This is a genomic window from Tatumella sp. JGM130 (genome assembly GCF_018257525.1).
Classification (GTDB): domain Bacteria; phylum Pseudomonadota; class Gammaproteobacteria; order Enterobacterales; family Enterobacteriaceae; genus Tatumella; species Tatumella punctata.
In genome coordinates this window covers 55,097-71,647 of sequence record NZ_JAERJS010000011.1, presented here as the reverse complement: position 1 = coordinate 71,647, position 16,551 = coordinate 55,097, and the positions used below count along the sequence as shown (strand labels likewise).

Sequence of the window (16,551 nt, the reverse complement as noted above, 5' to 3'; positions counted from 1 at the left end):
TTATTGTTCCCCTGGTGATGTAGTTTTATGCAATGCCCAGAGTATGGCGTATTTATTAAACGTATACTGGGCATTCACCATTGCCAGCACCCATCCCTGGCTGCCATCCAGCAAGCCAGCCCTGAGTACTGCTGTTTTCAGCCATGCTGCTGCCGTATGACTATAGACAGAAAATAAACTGCAGGGGCGCCCCTGTCTGAAACGCTGGGTCGCCCAGGCATTGGCATAGGCGAGCTGTTTTTGCTGGAAATGATGCAGATCTCTGCAGGTTAAATGCTGCAGGTCTCCTGACAGATGAACAACCCTGGCGGCGGAGTGCTCCAGAGATTCGTGAACCAGATTATCGTTATAGACAAAATGTGCCGGATATAAGCGTGTCACCCGGTCCGGGTACCAGCCGCTATGGCGCATAAAACGGCCCAGAAACCAGTTACTGCGGGCAATACTGTAGACAGTATCAGTGGCAGCCGGCTGATGCAGGATTGCCTCGATAGATTGTCTGAGCGCCGGGGTTACCCTTTCATCAGCATCAATCATCAGTATCATATCGCCGGAGGCATATTGCTGAGCGTGCTGACGTTGCAGGCCGTAGCCCGGCCACTGGCCACTGTGGAACACTTTTGCGCCAGCCTGACGGGCAATATCACAGGTCTGGTCTGAACTGCCAGAGTCGAGGACGATGATTTCATCGGCCCAGTTTACAGATTGCAGGCAGTCAGGAAGTAACTCTGCTTCATTTTTGGTGATCATTACCACCGAAAGTTTCTGGCGTGTACTCATCAGTGTGTCCGTGGCGGAAGATAAGGTTCAAGTAACTCCAGCAGCCGTTGTAATGCCCCCTGGTTCTGACGCAGCACTTCTACCGCATGATGCCCATAGTAACGGCGATAGTCATCATCCTGAAGCAGGATACTGACTTCTTTGGTCAGTGACTTACTGTCAGTCACGGTGATCAGACCTTGTGCCTCTTCAAGCTTGCTGCAGATATCTTTAAAATTCCAGGTATGGGGCCCCATCAGGACCGGCAAAGCATGAGCGGCAGGTTCCAGAGGATTATGTCCGCCACGCTCTGTCAGGCTCCCGCCGACAAAAGCCAGATCTGCGATCCCATATAGCAGCATCAGTTCACCCATGGTGTCGCCAATCACAACCTGAGTTGTGGCGGAAGGCACCTGGCCGCTACTACGGGTGATATAACTAAAGCCGGCTTTTTGTGTCAGTGCTTTAGCATCCGAAAAACGCTCCGGATGGCGGGGTACCAGAATCAGTAGCAGGTCCGGAAACTGATTCAGTAGCTGGCGGTGACTGTCCAGAATGATACTTTCTTCCCCGTCATGGGTACTGGTGGCTATCCATACCGGACGGTGGGGTGCCCACTGGCTGCGCAGAGTGACTGCTTTAGCCGCCAGTTCCGGGGTAACGGAAATATCAAACTTCAGGCTGCCGGTAACGGCTAAATGGTTGCGCTTTAACCCCAGCGCGACGAAACGTTCACCGTCTCCGGTATTTTGTGCGGCGATCAGACTGATACTCTGCAGCAGGTGCTGCATAAACGTGCCGAGTTTTTTATAACCACGAAATGAACGTTCAGAAAGGCGGGCATTGGCAATCACTAAAGGAATATTTCGCTGATGCAGGATATGGATCAGCCCGGGCCATAATTCGGTTTCCATGATAATCATCATGCGTGGCCGTACGGTATCGAGGAAGCGGTGAGTTGCGCCGGGTAAATCATAAGGTAAATAGACATGGTCAACATCATTACCAAATGCCGATTTGGCACGCTCTGAGCCCGTGGGTGTCATGGTGGTTACGGTAATCGGTAACGACGGGTAACGGTAACGTAATGCCCTGACCAGCGGCACCGCTGCCAGTGTTTCCCCGACAGAAACTGAGTGTAATACGATCCCCTCCGGTCTGACTTTGCCTGCACAAAATCCATAACGTTCCGCCCAGCGTTTACGGTACGCCGGCGCTTTACGACTGCGGAGAAGTAATCGAACCCAGATAACGGGCTGAATCAGGTAAAGAAGTGTCTGGTATACACGCAACAGCATTATGTGAATATCGGCTTGGAATTTTGCGGCAATAGTAGCATAAATGGCGTGGATTAGGTACGTGAAGGGCGGATACCCCCGGTAGCCTGTACCCGGGGGAACGGTAAGCCGGATAATGCTTTGCCGCGGTTAACGTTACTCAGCTGAGAGTAATTGTTCGTAGAGAGAGAATAGCTGCTCCGACAAGTGGGCCGGTGTGTATGGCAGGATAGTTTCCCTTGCCTGCTTACCCATCGGTGAATCCGGGCCGCTGGCAGGCAATTGTTTTATTGCCTCAGTCAGGGCCGGTATATCCAGCGCATCGGTGACGAATCCATTGTCACCGTGACGGATAAATTCCGCGCCCCCGCAATGCGTGCTGGTAATGACCGGCAGCCCGCAGGCCATCGCTTCTAAAATAACATTCGGGAACGGATCATACAGTGTCGGGAGTAATAAACCGTCGGCCAGCTGGTAAAAAGGTAATGTCTGTGGCTGCATTCCCGCGAAATGGATCCGTTGCCCGCATCCGAGATGTTGTGCCAGCTGATGATAACGCTGCTCAGTTTTATCCCGGCCAATGACCAGTAAATGACTGTCAGTGCCTGAAATAGCTTCGATGGCGGCTTTCAGTCCTTTCCTTTCAAATCCCGATCCGACAAAAATCAGGCAGTGGGCATCCTGTGGAATACCGTGCTGCTGACGCAGTACCTGTCTCTGTGATGCCTCTGCAGGGCAGAACTTCTGATGGTCGATCGCATTATAAATAACATGTATTTTTTCGGCGGGGACGGCGAAATCTTCAATAATTTCGCGTTTCACCATTTCGGCATTGCAGATGACGGCTTTCAGGTGCGGCGAGGTATACATCTCATATTCTGCCTGCATAACATAGCGGTGGTAGCTGTCGGTAAATAACCGGCGCTGCTTCCAGCCAGACAGAATGCGCGAGCGTTGCAACAGCCAGCGCCTATGAACTCCGTCGCCGGCACGATAGATATCACAGCCCGCAATACGCTCATGGCTTTGAACAATATCAAACCCCTGCTGCTGCCACAGCTTCCGGGCTGCTCTGGCGAATCCCCGTTCGCGGCTGATACGTCCCCATTTCATCGGGTTACAGATATGAATATGCCAGTCGGGATGTGTATCGCCCTGCCATTGACGGGTGATGACATTCAGTTCCATCGCTTTATGGTTCAGGGCTTCCAGTGCCCGTGAGACAAAACGTTCAGCGCCGCCATCCGGCCGGTATTTCTGACGGACAATTGCCAGTCGTATTTTTTTCATTTCAGCAGTTCCTGTGCCGGAGTAAGAACGGCCTGAACAGGAATTAAATCCAGGTAACGTTCTGAAGTAGCAGTGTTAATTTCATCAGGGTCCGGTAGCGGGCCAAAATCTCCGGCCCACAGTGTGACACCTTCACCTTCCCATGGATGCCAGAGTGTCAGTTTTGACGGACCAAACAGAGCCACATAGGGGGTGTTTAATGCGGCGGCCATATGCATAGGCACTGAATCGACACCAATGAACAATGCTGCATGATCAATCAGTGCAGCCAGTTGTGGCAGTGTCATTTTCCCTGCCAGGGAGATAATATTTTCGCCCCGGCTCATAGAGAGTATCCGGCTGACCATTTCCATTTCAGCATCATCAGGGCCAGAGGTTAATACGACGGTAGTGCCCTCCGCTGCCAGCCGGGTGATAAGACTGGCCATTTTTTCTTCCGGCCAGCATTTAAAGAACCATCTGGAGGTCGGATGTACCACAATATATCGTCCGCCGGCATGTTGTTGTCGCAGGCATTGCTGAATATATTCCCTGTCGGAGGCAAGATAATGCATGGTGGCTTTGGTACTGATTTGTGCCAGATTCAGAGGGGCCAGCAGTGAAAGATTTTGCTCAACCGTATGTAACTCCTGATGGTCAGTGATCGGGACCAGCTGCGTATGACAATGACGCCACAGCACCCCCTCGCGCTTCGGGAAAGCAAACCCGAGGCGTTGTCTGGCAGCGGTGAAACGGGTGAGCAGGGCACTACGCCACTGGTCTGCAAGATTGATCACCAGATCATAATGCCGGGATCTGAGTGTACGCAGTAGCCGCCATTCATGGCCAATATGGCGTAGCGTACCTTGTTTTTTCCAGCGTCTGTCTATAAAAAAACAATTTGAGATCAACGGATTATTTACCAGCATGGCCTCTGTTTCTTTATACAGCAGAACATCTATTTCTGCCTTAGGGTGATTCTTATGCAGCGATTCTATTACCGGAGTAATTAACAGCATGTCACCGTGATGACGTAATTTAATGATAAGTATTCTCTTCGGGGATAAGGCTGATACTGGCGTATGACTCATACCTGTCACTTATGTTAAATTTAAAAACGCAGGCCAGGCTATCTGGCTGATGAAAATAACGGCTATTGGTGCCCGTGCTATATCCGCCCGGAGTTTTTCCTCTCATTGGTATGCATCGCCCGGCAGGATGAAGACTTATTATCAGCGCAATGATAAACCGGATCCGCTTCAGCCACACTGTAACAAATAAATATGACGGCCGGGATGAAATCCTGTTACCGGCCATGAATATTGCCGATCATCATCAATATTCTTCCGGCGCAGCGTTATCTGAAAAATTCTGAATATGAGGTTGTTATAAGTCGTTTTTGCTACCGGTACTCAGGCAGGCAATCAAAATGATTTCGCACGCACAAAACATACCGTCAGTCAGTTCATCACTGGTGGTACTATTGTCCCGAATATTTCAGCAAACAGAAATGACGGCCCTGCATGCGCGAACGTTAATCACGTCAGCTAAGCGTGAACAATCCCGGGAATAATCATAAAAGGGGCGAAAGCACCGCTTTTATTTGAATTATCAGAGCGTATGCACTTACTTCACACTAACAGGATCAAGCTAGTTAAACATGAGAGAGAGTAAGAAGAAGAAGATTGGTCTGGTGGATCTCTGGCTGAGTCTTTTCCATCGTCATTCCCTGGGCACTGACGAAAAAAGACGTCAGCTGGCACAACGGACATTCAACAGTATTCTGGTGTATTCCACGACCGCACTGGGGGATTATATGTTTAATTCGCCGGCACTGAGGGCTATCCGTCAGCGTTATCCGCAGGCCCATATTGTTCTGGTCGCCCATCCGAAATATAAGCAATTACTTACCCGCCGTGACTTCTGCGATGATGTGTTGTTCTGGAATAACAAATTCAGCACAGTCACCGAATTTGCCCGCCGCGCAAAAGTATTTGCTCCGGAAATGGCGATAATGCTGCACTCTCACCTGCCTTATGATGTCCTGAGCGCTGCGATGAGTGGTTGCCGGTATCTGGTTCGGGATAATTACGGTAAAGATATTGGCAGGCTATCCCGCTGGCTGACATTCGGGCTTGACCAGTGTCCGGGGCATATTATTAACCGGAAAATGCAGCTGGTGTCAGCCCTGGGATGTAACACCGACAATGTGGATATGGCGGTGCCCTGCGACTATACCCCTCAGGCAAAAGATGCCGGGATATATCGCGTTGGTTTTCAGCTGGGAGCATCAACAAAAATTCGCTGCTGGCCGCCGCAGTATTTTGCCGGACTGGCTGAGCGGATTGTTCATCAATACCCGGGCACTGAGATTGTCCTGATTGGGTCACCGGCTGAAGTTTCTCTGGCGGAGGAAGTATTCGCCTGCGCCAGCCCCGACGTTAAAACGGCGATAACCAGTTATGTAGGAAAAACCAGTTTACCGGAGCTGTTAGGGATTATCTCTTCAATGGATATCCTGGTGACCGGGGATACCGGTCCTTTACATCTGGCGCTCGCACTTAAAACACCGACCCTGAGTTTGTTTGTCAGTGAGTCTCCGCACAGCAGTGGCCCCTATCAGGATAAGCACTTACATCGTTATATCTATTTACCGATGGAGGATCCCCGGGTGACCGATCAACAGGAACCACTGAGAGCGATACCTGTTGAGGATGTTTTCGGGATGCTGGTCAGGATGAAAGAGACTCACCAGCCACAGGACAAAAGCTGAAGCATTAACCGGGTATCAGTCCGAGGTAATGCTGACAAACAGTATTCAGCTGATAATTTTTCAGGGCATCAGGCGTTATTGTCACCGGGTGATTATCTGTTTGTCTGATTTTTTCGGCTAATGATTCTGCTGTCAGATCAGCCAGACCTGCAGACAATGCCCCGGTTAATATTTCTGCCGGCCCGCCCGGACAACGGGTACTGACGACCTGGGTTCCGCAAATCAATGCTTCTGCCAGTACATTACCAAATCCCTCACTGTCGGAACTCAGAATCAGCATCCGGGCGTTTTTTATCCAACAATACGGATTACTTTGAAATCCCCGGAATATCACCCTGTCGTGGATGCCGAGTTCCTGCGCCAGATTTTTTAATTGCTGCATACGTTCAGGAGAACCTTCACCCAGTAGCACCAGGGGCCATTGCAGACCGCTTAAGGCGTAGGCTTTTAGCAGGCGGTCATGGCGTTTTACGGTATGAAAACGGCCGACATGCAGCAGGAAACTTTTTTCCGGTAACGGGACTGGCGCGGCTGCAGACCGCAAAATATCTTCAAAATCAAAAGGGTTAGCGATAACGTCCTGTCTTTTTGGCGTTACCGAAAATTGATGACAGAGGTCTTCGACAACATACTGTGACACACCAACGATATTGCGTTTCTGGTAAACCCGGTGAATTTTTTTTGCCTTTAACCAGCGGGAAAAACCGGTACGGTGACCAAGATAAGCACTGGAGAAAACTCCATGCAGGCAGAACCAGGTTTTTTGCGGATCAATGACTTTACTACGGCGTACAATACGGTCAGTTTTATGTAAATGAGAGATAACCAGGTCTGCCTGACCAGCACTGGTAGTCAGTTGGCGGAATGCATTATCGAGTGCCGCCGCGCGACGGGAAAGTTCGGTGAGCTTACGCCAGGGGGCGCGGGAGCTGTCGGTAATCACCCGATAATCAATCCCCTCAGGTAGTGTATAATCACATACTTCACGTAACGAAAGCAGGGAAACCCGGTGTCCCAGCCCCAGCAATCCGCGGGCGAGTGTTAATACGACTTTTTCAGCACCGCCGCCGGGCAGGCCATCAATAATCATCGCGATATGACGTTGTGACACTACAGATATCCTTCTGATAAGAAAACGTACAGAGATAACAAACGGGCTGAGAGTGTAATGCTGATAGCCGATTCGGGTCGGCGCTCTTGCGAATATATGTAAAAATAACAGAAAAACCTTCAGGTAAACATCAGAGATAACCTATGACCAAACCGGCTTTTCTTATCACAATCGATACTGAAGGTGACAACCTTTGGCAAAATCACCGCAATATCGCTACAGAAAACACCCGTTTTTTGCCACGTTTTCAGGCGTTGTGCGAAAAGTATCAGTTTAAACCTACATGGCTGACGAACTATGAGATGGCGAGGGATCCGGCTTATGTCGAATTTGCCAGAGACGTTATTACCCGACAGCAGGGTGAGGTGGGTATGCACTTACATGCCTGGAACAGCCCGCCGGAATACCCTCTGACCGATGATGACTGGAAGTGGCAGCCTTACCTGATCGAATATCCTGATGATCAGTTAATCGCGAAAGTCCGGTTTATGACCGAATTACTGGAAGAATCTTTCCAGACACCAATGCGTAGTCATCGTGCCGGCCGCTGGGCATTTGACGAACGCTATGCGGCGATCCTCAGTAAACTTGGTTACTGTGTTGACTGTTCGGTGACCCCGCGGGTGAACTGGGCATTTAATTCCGGTGCGCCACAGGGTAACGGTGGTACCGATTATACGCATTTTCCGCGGCAGGCTTATTTTATTGATCCGGAAGATATCTCCAGGCCAGGCAGCCACGGACTGCTGGAAGTTCCGATGAGCACAGACTATAAACATTCTCCGATGGTTACCCATCTGAAACAGGGAGTGGATAAATTACGAGGCAGGCACCGTTCACCGTCGGTGTATTGGCTGCGACCTTCACGTGATAATTTACCGGCGATGAAACGGGTGGTTGAGAGGAATCTGGCGGCTGGTAGCGATTATGTCGAGTTTATGCTGCACTCTTCCGAGTTTATGCCAGGCGGTAGTCCGACCTTTAAAACCGCAGCAGATATTGAGGCCCTCTATGCTAACCTTGAACAATTATTCAGCTGGCTGCATAGCCGGACGACCGGAATGACGCTGTTCGAATACTATCAGTCTTATATAACGCGGCAGGCTGAATCGCCTCGCAGTATTCGCCGGTGAAACCATAACGGGCCGGTATTAGCTGCGGTGCTCATTTTAGTTACAAAATTATCTGATTTTCTGACAGGCTGTTGAAGATTATCCTGTGGTTGTCCGTATAAAATATCAGCCACAGTCTCTGTCAGGAAAATCTGTCACGGACATCCCGTTACTCCGACTGAGCAGGTAACCGTAATCAACATGAATAATTTTTTTACCGCACTTTCCTCTCGCTTTCCGTTATCTCTGCAAAAAAGTCTTCGCAATGATTTTTTTCCGGTAATCTGTTTTTTACTGGCTGCCGCATCCGTTGTTTTGACGCTGGTGGATACAGCGCTGGCCAGAAACTGTTTTTTTATTTCCGGTTATATTGCACTGGTGGCCATATGTGTTGATATCAGACATCTGCGTCGTTATCCGGGGATAATTTCTTTGATGCTGATTTTACTGGCATTAGTAAAAATTTTCTGGTTTCTGATCTTTTACGGTGATGCGGCTGTGGCAAATATGTATAACGCCTATTTGCAGGCAGGGAAACGATTATTTTTCGCTGCAGTGATTATGATGTATCTGATGAAAAACAGTCACCGAATCCCGGCAAAACGGTCACTGATAAAAACAACGCTCTGGCTGGCATTTCTGCTGACATCCCTGATTGGTATTGTCCAGGTGTGGCACGGGATGGACCGAATTGAATTCAATAATACCCGTTCAACGGATGCCTCATATATGTACTCCTGTATCAGTCTGGCACTGGCTTTTCTGGTATTATCTCAGGGATCTGTTCGGGGTTATCTGCAGGCATTTATTATTTTTCTGTGTTCATACTGGTTAATCCTGCATACAGGAACCCGTTCCGCCATTGTATTGCATCCGCTTATTTTTCTGGTGTGTCTGCTGGTGAATTCACACTCACGGCATAAGTTAAAAGTACTGTCAGTAGCCTTGCTGACGTTGGCTTGCCTGGTATTTTTATTCCGCGGGGAAATTTCTGAGCGGGTGCATTCCACGGAAAACGATCTCAGTGTTTACCGGCAAAGTAACGGTAATGATGCAACATCGTTAGGTACCCGTCTGGCAATGTGGCAGGTCGGACTGGCGGTATTTAAACACCACCCATGGGGTATGAGCAAAGAGCAGCGTTACCAGTATATGAGTACTTATGTCGCTCAGCATGGCACAGATCAATCTGCTCTCGACTATGCGATGGTTCATTTACATGATGAAAGTATCGAAACAGCGAGTCAGCAAGGGATTATCGGTCTGACAGTATTATGGGCTTTTTATCTGACGCTGTTTTATCAGGCAGTAAAGTGCAGGAATACACTATTACTGCTGACATTGCTGTGCCTGGCGGGATACGGTCTGACGGATGTCCCCTTGATCAGTCGTGAACAGACGATTTTCTTCGGGTTAATGATTACACTGTCTTGTCTGTGTGCTGTCGGGGGACAGGTTCAGAAATCTCAGCAGGTCTGAGATATTGTTTCAGTGCGCCGGCGATAGCCTGTGGCTCTATGTCGGCGACACTGTTCTTATCAGTGATGATCTGGACTGAGGGCTGAAAGCCAGGTGCCCAGACTTTATTATTGATCAGTCCCCCGTCAATTATTTTACTTTTATATAAAGCGATAAGCGGAGTCTGGTAAGCGCAGGCAACATGCACCCATGATGTATCGGGGGAGATAAGCAGTCTGGCACGCTGAACCAGAACTACCGCACTCCAGAAAGAATCACAGGGATTTTTTATCGCAGTGACAGGGATTTCTGTGGCGGCCAGTAAATCAGGCGGGCCAATGACGATGACCTGAAGTTCAGGCGCGATTTGGTTCACCATCCGGGTAAAAGCGGAGATCTGCTGCGGTGACAACATCCGGTCTTTGCTGGCGGCGAAAGGATTCAACACCACGATCGCATCCGATGGCAGTGAGTGTATAAAAGCGTTTGCCTCACGCCGTGGAATGTCCGGAACCTGTAACTGATAACGATAAGTGTCCGATGGCAGGCCGAGCATGGCTAATACTTTTTTATAGCGGGTGGTGATGTGCTGGTCGATAGCCGTATCAGTGACATTCAGGTCATAACGACAGAACTGAGGCTTATTAAAACCAAGTGTATGACGGGCATTGATCAGGCTGATAAAGCTGTAATATACCGGTGATAAATAATCACCGAAATCGATCACTAAATCATATTTCTGTCGGCGTAATTGACAGCCAGTCTGCAGGATCTGCAGAATTTTCTGCGGGTATAAAAATATCGCTGAAACCTGTGGCAGGGACTCAGCAATAAATGCGTTGGCATTGCCTGCCACGACATCCACCCGGAGACCTGCACTATGCAGTTGGTCAAACAGGCCGGTCGAGACAATCATATCGCCAATTTTATTGTCATCACGGAGTACCAGAACCTTTTTAATCGCTTTCAGGTCCGGCGCTGTCGGGCGACAGGTCATATCAAACATCATACACACCAGCTTCAGCTTCAGCCGGCGAAGCAGATGGTTTTTTTGCCGGTTCCAGTACTTTACTTTCTTCCACATGGTTATCGGTTACTCTTAATAAAGTACATAATGACTGAACCCGGCGATGTCTGTGACAGAGGCGAAGTTAGTCTGAGTCATCGGCTAATCGCTTTATTTGCTGATCAACCTTAGCAGCTGAAATATCACTCATACGGTCACCCGTTTCCGGTCTTAAGGCAATCTGGTTTTTCCCGTAACCGCCTATCAGCCCCGGGTCTGTCGGGCCATAAAGAGTGATGTTCGGCCTGTCCAGTGCTGCGGCCAGATGGCTCAGTCCGGTATCGACAGAGACAATGACTTTTGCACCCGCCAGTTCCCGCGCAACTTCTGCCAGTGAAAGCCGGGGCAGTACTTCAGCCTGTGGCTGTCCTTCTGCCAGCCGTACGGCACGCTGGTATTCTGCTTCGGTCCCCCAGGGCAGCTTTATGCAATAGCCCCTGGCCGCGACCCGCTCAATAAGTTCACGCCAGTGCTGCTCAGGCCAGTGCTTATTATCCCGGGTGGTCGCATGCAGGAATACCATATAGCGTCCTGCATCGGCGGGAAGGTGATGAATAAAATGGCCTGCGATTGCGTAGTCACCACGGCCCGCCGGTTTTTCATACCCGAGACTTTTGGCAAACAAATCCCGGATTCGTTCAACCGCATGTTGCTGCTGGCCGATAACATGTCGCTTGTCATACCACCAGCAGGCAAAAGGTTCACGGATACTGTTTCTGTCCGCCCCGTGTTTTTCGCCGCGGGCCAGCCGGGTAACCAGGGCTGCACTTTTAATCAGCCCCTGGGCATCAATCACCATATCGTACTGGCGCTGGCGCAGTTGTTGCTTAAACCGGAAACGCTCTTCCCGTTGTTGCAAGCCAAACCAGTGCTTACGCCAGCGACGGATAGCAACGGGTAATACCTGATCCACTGCCGGGTGCCACCCGGGGATCTGCGCAAAATTTTCTTCAACTACCCAGTCAAACCGTATTCCGGGAATTGCCTGCATTGCATCGGTCAGAGCAGGGAGAGTATGGATCACATCTCCCATCGAGGAAGTTTTAACTATCAGGACCTGCATTCATTCTCCTGCGTGGGGGCCAGTAATATGGTGAGTTCATCCATAACACGCGCAGGTTTTATATCAATCAGACTCTGATGATAACCAAGGTCTGCTTCGCCTTTTCGGATTTTATGATAGCCTGAAATCAGGCGAATAATACGAGCCTGATTGGATAATGGCGGTGTAAAGTCAGGACTGCTGGGGCCATATAATGCGATTAATGGCCGGTGTAACGCCGCAGCAATATGCATCAGACCAGAGTCGTTACTGACAACGGCAGTACAGCTGGCGAGTAAGATGACCGCCTGTTCCAGCCGTGTTTTACCGGCCAGGTTATAGCAGCAGGCAGCATCTGCTGTGTCCAGGCTCTGGAGAATATCTTCGCCGGTTTGGTAGTCTTTCTCTGAACCGAACAGCAGGATACGGTAGCCTTTCGCGATCAGTTTTTGTGCCAGTGCCGCATAGTGATAATGAGGCCAGCGTTTTGCCGGACCAAACTCAGCGCCGGGGCAAAAACCGATCAGCGGGCGATCGGCCGGCAGAGAGAAAAGGCTGGCGGTCCCGGTTTTTTCTGCTTCAGTGACACTCAGTTGCGGCCACAATAATGGCCGGGGCAATGCTGCCGCCGATGTGACTTGTCCCGCATCATAAGCCAGCGCTACGTAGCGTTCGACCATCAACGGGAAGGCTGCTTTATCCAGTATCCGGGCATCGTTAAGCAGGCCGTAACGCATTTCACCCCGCCAGCCAATCCGTTTTTTGATTCCGGCGAAGAAAGGCACCAGTGCTGACTTAAACGAGTTCGGTAACACGTAAGCCCGATCGTAACGACTTTCACGCAGTGAACGGCCAATCTGTCGACGTTCTTTTAAGGCCAGAGCCCCGTGACCAATCGGCATGGCGATAGCCTGATTGACCTCGGGCATTCTGGATAATAATGGCCGGCACCACCCCGGAGCCATTACGTCAATCGTGGCGTCCGGGTATTGTGCTTTAAGTGTGCGATAAAGACTTTGTGACATCATCATATCGCCAACCCATGAAGGGCCAATCACCAATATTTTCATCGCCGGAAAATCTCTTATGCTTTGTTATTCAGCCATGCCATATATTCAGCCACACCTTCAGCGACTGTTTTAAACGGTTTGTCATAGCCGGTTGCACGCAGGTTGGTGAGATCTGCCTGAGTGTAAGCCTGATAGCGTCCTTTCAGTTTTTCCGGGAACGGAATATATTCCACTTCGCCGGTGCCATGCCATGCCAGTACCGCATCAGCGACTTCCTGGAACGACTCAGCACGGCCGGTACCACAGTTATAGATCCCTGATATATTATTTTCCCAGCACCACAGGTTAACCGCAGCAACATCCTGTACGTAGATGAAATCACGCTGGAAGTTTTCGCTGCCATCAAATAATTTAGGGTTTTCACCGTTGGTGATCTGTGTGTTCAGGTGGAAGGCAACACTGGCCATACTGCCTTTATGACCTTCACGCGGACCGTACACGTTAAAATAACGGAAGCCACACACCGGAGATTCTGCCTCTGGCAGAATACTGCGAACGTAATGGTCAAACAGCATTTTGGAGTAACCATAAACATTTAGCGGGGCTTCATATTGGCGCTGTTCGATAAAGTTATCGTTCCGTCCGCCATAGGTCGCTGCAGAAGAGGCATACAGGAAGGGGATCTGGCGCTCGAGACAGAAGTGCAGCAGCTCTTTTGAATACTGATAGTTATTATCCATCATGTATTTGCCATCCCATTCGGTCGTGGAAGAGCATGCACCCTGATGGAAAACGGCCTCGATCGGCCCGAAATCATCACCTGCCAGTACACTGACAAGAAACTCTTCTTTATCCATGTAGTCGCTGATATTCAGGTCTGCCAGGTTGGCAAATTTAGTACCATCTTTCAGGTTATCTACCACCAGAATGTCCGTATAACCTCGGTCATTCAGTGCTTTTATTATATTGCTGCCGATCATGCCGGCGCCACCAGTAACGATAATCATAAGCCTGCCCTTAAGTGAAGACGTGAAGTATGGAATACCACGTTTATATCGCGCGATCATATCATTTCACGCTCAGTAAAGGCAGAGTCTGTTATTCCGGGAAACAAGCTTCAAACGTTCTGCAACATATTTTGGTATATTCAGTCAGCTGGCCACCTGTTGTGTGACTGAATATTTTTCAGAGAGGTATCGCAGAGGGAATACAGGCCATTGTTCTCCGCAGAAAAGAATGGCCGTTACCGGTCAGAATATGCTTTTTATATCCTGTATAAACTGGCTGTTTTTAATACTGGTATAAATCATTGCTATACCGGCTGAAGGCAGCAATGGGGAAGGTGCGTGGAGGGTACGGCATTGTGCAGTTAACCCGGCATGAGTTACCGTATTTTCCCTGGTCACGGCAGGTTTTTTTACCCCATGACTGGCGGAGGAGTGCGGGGTGTCATTAAGCAGCTGACTGGGGCGTACCAGCGTGATATCGGCAGGCAGATCCGCCAGCATCTGCTGTAAGACTCTGACGGTCGCGGGGTGCGGGTGGCCGATGGCAATGGCTGAACCATTACGCCTGGCCAGGTTTACGGCGCGAAGAAACTGCTTACGGATATCGGCATCATTCTGTGTATCATCAAGAAAGACTTTGCGTTTCAATACCCTGACGCTGGTGCCTTGAGCGGCGTTTACCGACTGACTATTACCTATGGTCATACTGTCCAGGAAATAGAAGTTATAGTGATTCAGGACCTGCATCACTTTAATCATACCGGGCAGACTGGAGGTCATTTTACTGCCCATATGGTTGTTCAGACCGACAGCATAAGGGACATGGCTGACAGCCAGCTGAATGATACGGGTAATTTCAGCGCTGCTCATCTCCGGAGTGAGGGTGTTTTTTTCCAGAGGTTGTTTACTCAGAGGGGCCATGGGTAAATGGATCAGCACTTCATGGCCGGTCTGATGTGCTTTTATTGCCATTTCACGGGCATGGGTGGCATCCGGTAATACGGCGACAGAAACCGCTGCAGGCATCTGTAATACCTGATTTTCTTCTTTTGGCCGGTAACCAAAATCGTCAATAACAATAGCCAGTTTAGCAGCAGAAGCGGCCTGACAAATCAGCAGGCCACTGATGAACGCGACAATCTTCAGACGATGCAGCACAATTATTTCCCTAACCAGCTGAGGGGGTTTACAGCCTGCCCCTGGCGGCGGATCTCAAAATACAGTGACGGTATACCGCGTCCGCCACTGGTTCCCACCAGAGCGATAGGCTGGCCTGCTCTGACCTGAGCACCCACATTAACCAGAGCACTCTGGTTGTAACCATACAGAGTCATATCACCCTGACCATGTTCAATAACAATCACCAGGCCATAGCCCTGTAACCAGTCAGCCATGATAACCCGCCCGTCGGCAATTGCTCTGACATCGGTACCTTCAGGTGCGGCGATGACTAACCCCTTCCAGCGTAGCTCACCCTGCAGTGTTTCTCCAAACCGGTGTAACAGTTTTCCCTGAACCGGCCATGGATATTGTCCGGCCGGCCGGCCCAGGCCTCCGGTACGGGCCATCAGCTCTTGTTCACCTTCCGTAGGACGATAAGTTGACCCTTTGGCGCGGGCCTGTGCCTGGCGTTGTCTGACCTGTTCAGCTTCCCGGGCTTCCTGTTCGGCGCGTGCTTTGGCTATCTGTTCTGCACGGGCTATTTTTTCCTGTAAACGGCTTTCGTTCTGGCGCATTTCAACCAGGTCTGCCTGGTCTTTTTCCAGTGAAGACTCCAGCACACTGAGTGTTTTCTGGCGGGCGGATTTTGCCTGCTCCAGACGGGTTTGTTGTGCCTGTTGCTGGCTCAGTAATTGCTGTTGCTGCTGTTGTTTCTGCAGCTGGATCGTTTTCTTTTCCGCCAGTTCTGCCCGGGTCTGTTTCAGTGATTCAATGTTCTGCTGGCGTGCCTGATTCAGATAGGTGAAATAGGTCAGTATCCGGTCATTTCGCTGACCAGCTTCACCACTGAGCAGCAGTTCAATACCACTGTGTTGTCCCTGGCGAAATGCTGCGTCCAGCTGTTGTGCAAGAAGACTTTCTTCCCTGGCCTGGCGTTGTTCCAGTTGTGCGATTGATCGGGCAAGGGCCGCGATATCGCGGTTAATACCTTCAAGCGTGGTTTGCGTCTGACGTAATTGCCTGCTGGCCTGAGCAATGATTTTTTCCTGACTCTGCAGCTGATCCAGTAAGTTACTGCGCTGAATTTTTTGCGAACGGACACTCTTCTCTTTATTCGCAATGTCCTGCTGTATAGATTTGAGTTGCGCTTTATTATCGTCAGCAGCATGGGCGGTAAAAGACAAGCACAATATGCCCGCACACAGCAGGCCAGAGGCCAGTGTCGGTCGCTCCCTGCGTGGTTTCGGTGACGGGGAAGCGTTGTCTGGCAAAATACAGGGAACAGGCATTTTTTTCGTCATAGGGCGGTGATTATTTCACGATGCATAGTTGCTTTCCAGCCTCCCGGAAGGGATTTATAGTTTGTATCCGGCATTAATGGCATAATCAGACAACAGGTAAGGTCTGAGTGCCAGAACTCAGCATCTGTCAGGTAAAATGACGCATAAATCACGCCTTCCCGTGTTTAGTGTCTGTACATGCCTGGCTGCGCAGGTATACTCAGAA

14 protein-coding genes are annotated in these 16,551 nt (G+C 50.0%); 3 read left to right on the top strand and 11 right to left on the bottom strand.

Going from position 1 to position 16,551, the window contains the following annotated elements; translation table 11 throughout:
* From JK211_RS07380 to rfaQ, 4 genes are all read right to left on the bottom strand, one after another.
* Positions 1 to 780, bottom strand: a complete 780-nt coding sequence (locus JK211_RS07380; protein WP_212708033.1) for a glycosyltransferase family 2 protein — start codon at positions 778 to 780, stop codon at positions 1 to 3.
* Entirely contained in the window at positions 780 to 2,057 is a 1,278-nt protein-coding gene (waaA, locus tag JK211_RS07375; protein ID WP_212708032.1) for a lipid IV(A) 3-deoxy-D-manno-octulosonic acid transferase, read from the bottom strand. The genes JK211_RS07380 and waaA overlap by 1 nt, the downstream gene beginning before the upstream one ends.
* A gap of 135 nt (positions 2,058 to 2,192) precedes the next feature.
* On the bottom strand, positions 2,193 to 3,326 hold the full coding sequence (locus JK211_RS07370) for a glycosyltransferase family 4 protein (protein WP_212708031.1): 1,134 nt from the start codon (positions 3,324 to 3,326) through the stop codon (positions 2,193 to 2,195).
* Entirely contained in the window at positions 3,323 to 4,396 is a 1,074-nt protein-coding gene (gene rfaQ, locus JK211_RS07365; protein ID WP_212708030.1) for a putative lipopolysaccharide heptosyltransferase III, read from the bottom strand. Before rfaQ ends, JK211_RS07370 begins: the two co-directional genes overlap by 4 nt.
* 569 nt (positions 4,397 to 4,965) lie before the next feature.
* Between rfaQ and JK211_RS07360 the strand changes: the two genes are divergently transcribed.
* Entirely contained in the window at positions 4,966 to 6,078 is a 1,113-nt protein-coding gene (locus tag JK211_RS07360; RefSeq protein WP_212708029.1) for a glycosyltransferase family 9 protein, read from the top strand.
* 4 nt (positions 6,079 to 6,082) lie between these two features.
* On the opposite strand, the gene JK211_RS07355 is transcribed toward JK211_RS07360, so the two are convergent.
* Complete coding sequence (locus JK211_RS07355; protein ID WP_212708055.1) at positions 6,083 to 7,168, bottom strand: glycosyltransferase; 1,086 nt, start codon at positions 7,166 to 7,168, stop codon at positions 6,083 to 6,085.
* 164 nt (positions 7,169 to 7,332) lie between these two features.
* Here JK211_RS07355 and JK211_RS07350 point away from each other — a divergent pair, with 164 nt between their 5' ends.
* Positions 7,333 to 8,322 carry a deacetylase gene (locus tag JK211_RS07350; RefSeq protein WP_212708028.1) on the top strand — a complete coding sequence of 330 codons (990 nt, stop codon included), beginning with the start codon at positions 7,333 to 7,335 and terminating at the stop codon, positions 8,320 to 8,322.
* Positions 8,323 to 8,502: 180 nt separating this feature from the next.
* Positions 8,503 to 9,780, top strand: a complete 1,278-nt coding sequence (locus tag JK211_RS07345; RefSeq protein WP_212708027.1) for an O-antigen ligase — start codon at positions 8,503 to 8,505, stop codon at positions 9,778 to 9,780.
* Here JK211_RS07345 and JK211_RS07340 read toward each other — a convergent pair.
* The 6 genes from JK211_RS07340 to envC all read right to left on the bottom strand — a co-directional run bounded on the left by JK211_RS07340 (position 9,722) and on the right by envC (position 16,346).
* Positions 9,722 to 10,843: a glycosyltransferase family 9 protein gene (locus JK211_RS07340; protein ID WP_212708026.1), complete on the bottom strand. Its 1,122-nt coding sequence runs from the start codon at positions 10,841 to 10,843 to the stop codon at positions 9,722 to 9,724. The genes JK211_RS07345 and JK211_RS07340 overlap by 59 nt on opposite strands.
* A gap of 67 nt (positions 10,844 to 10,910) precedes the next feature.
* Positions 10,911 to 11,888 (bottom strand): lipopolysaccharide heptosyltransferase RfaC, encoded by a 978-nt coding sequence (gene rfaC, locus JK211_RS07335; protein ID WP_212708025.1) that lies wholly within the window; start codon positions 11,886 to 11,888, stop codon positions 10,911 to 10,913.
* Positions 11,876 to 12,937: an ADP-heptose--LPS heptosyltransferase RfaF gene (rfaF, locus tag JK211_RS07330; protein WP_212708024.1), complete on the bottom strand. Its 1,062-nt coding sequence runs from the start codon at positions 12,935 to 12,937 to the stop codon at positions 11,876 to 11,878. Before rfaF ends, rfaC begins: the two co-directional genes overlap by 13 nt.
* Before the next feature lie 14 nt (positions 12,938 to 12,951).
* On the bottom strand, positions 12,952 to 13,884 hold the full coding sequence (gene rfaD / locus JK211_RS07325; RefSeq protein WP_212708023.1) for an ADP-glyceromanno-heptose 6-epimerase: 933 nt from the start codon (positions 13,882 to 13,884) through the stop codon (positions 12,952 to 12,954).
* Positions 13,885 to 14,127: 243 nt separating this feature from the next.
* Positions 14,128 to 15,045 carry a divergent polysaccharide deacetylase family protein gene (locus tag JK211_RS07320; RefSeq protein ID WP_371734591.1) on the bottom strand — a complete coding sequence of 306 codons (918 nt, stop codon included), beginning with the start codon at positions 15,043 to 15,045 and terminating at the stop codon, positions 14,128 to 14,130.
* Positions 15,045 to 16,346, bottom strand: a complete 1,302-nt coding sequence (envC, locus tag JK211_RS07315) for a murein hydrolase activator EnvC (protein ID WP_371734588.1) — start codon at positions 16,344 to 16,346, stop codon at positions 15,045 to 15,047. Before envC ends, JK211_RS07320 begins: the two co-directional genes overlap by 1 nt.
* Between the last annotated feature and the right edge of the window lie 205 nt (positions 16,347 to 16,551).

Coding starts and splice junctions, on each gene's coding strand:
- waaA (WP_212708032.1), bottom strand. CDS start 2,057: ATGCTGTTGCGTGTATACCAGACACTTCTTTACCTGATTCAGCCCGTT.
- envC (WP_371734588.1), bottom strand. CDS start 16,346: ATGACGAAAAAAATGCCTGTTCCCTGTATTTTGCCAGACAACGCTTCC.
- JK211_RS07340 (WP_212708026.1), bottom strand. CDS start 10,843: ATGTGGAAGAAAGTAAAGTACTGGAACCGGCAAAAAAACCATCTGCTT.
- rfaF (WP_212708024.1), bottom strand. CDS start 12,937: ATGAAAATATTGGTGATTGGCCCTTCATGGGTTGGCGATATGATGATG.
- rfaC (WP_212708025.1), bottom strand. CDS start 11,888: ATGCAGGTCCTGATAGTTAAAACTTCCTCGATGGGAGATGTGATCCAT.
- JK211_RS07350 (WP_212708028.1), top strand. CDS start 7,333: ATGACCAAACCGGCTTTTCTTATCACAATCGATACTGAAGGTGACAAC.
- JK211_RS07345 (WP_212708027.1), top strand. CDS start 8,503: ATGAATAATTTTTTTACCGCACTTTCCTCTCGCTTTCCGTTATCTCTG.
- rfaD (WP_212708023.1), bottom strand. CDS start 13,884: ATGATTATCGTTACTGGTGGCGCCGGCATGATCGGCAGCAATATAATA.
- JK211_RS07380 (WP_212708033.1), bottom strand. CDS start 780: ATGAGTACACGCCAGAAACTTTCGGTGGTAATGATCACCAAAAATGAA.
- JK211_RS07355 (WP_212708055.1), bottom strand. CDS start 7,168: ATGATTATTGATGGCCTGCCCGGCGGCGGTGCTGAAAAAGTCGTATTA.
- JK211_RS07360 (WP_212708029.1), top strand. CDS start 4,966: ATGAGAGAGAGTAAGAAGAAGAAGATTGGTCTGGTGGATCTCTGGCTG.
- rfaQ (WP_212708030.1), bottom strand. CDS start 4,396: ATGAGTCATACGCCAGTATCAGCCTTATCCCCGAAGAGAATACTTATC.
- JK211_RS07370 (WP_212708031.1), bottom strand. CDS start 3,326: ATGAAAAAAATACGACTGGCAATTGTCCGTCAGAAATACCGGCCGGAT.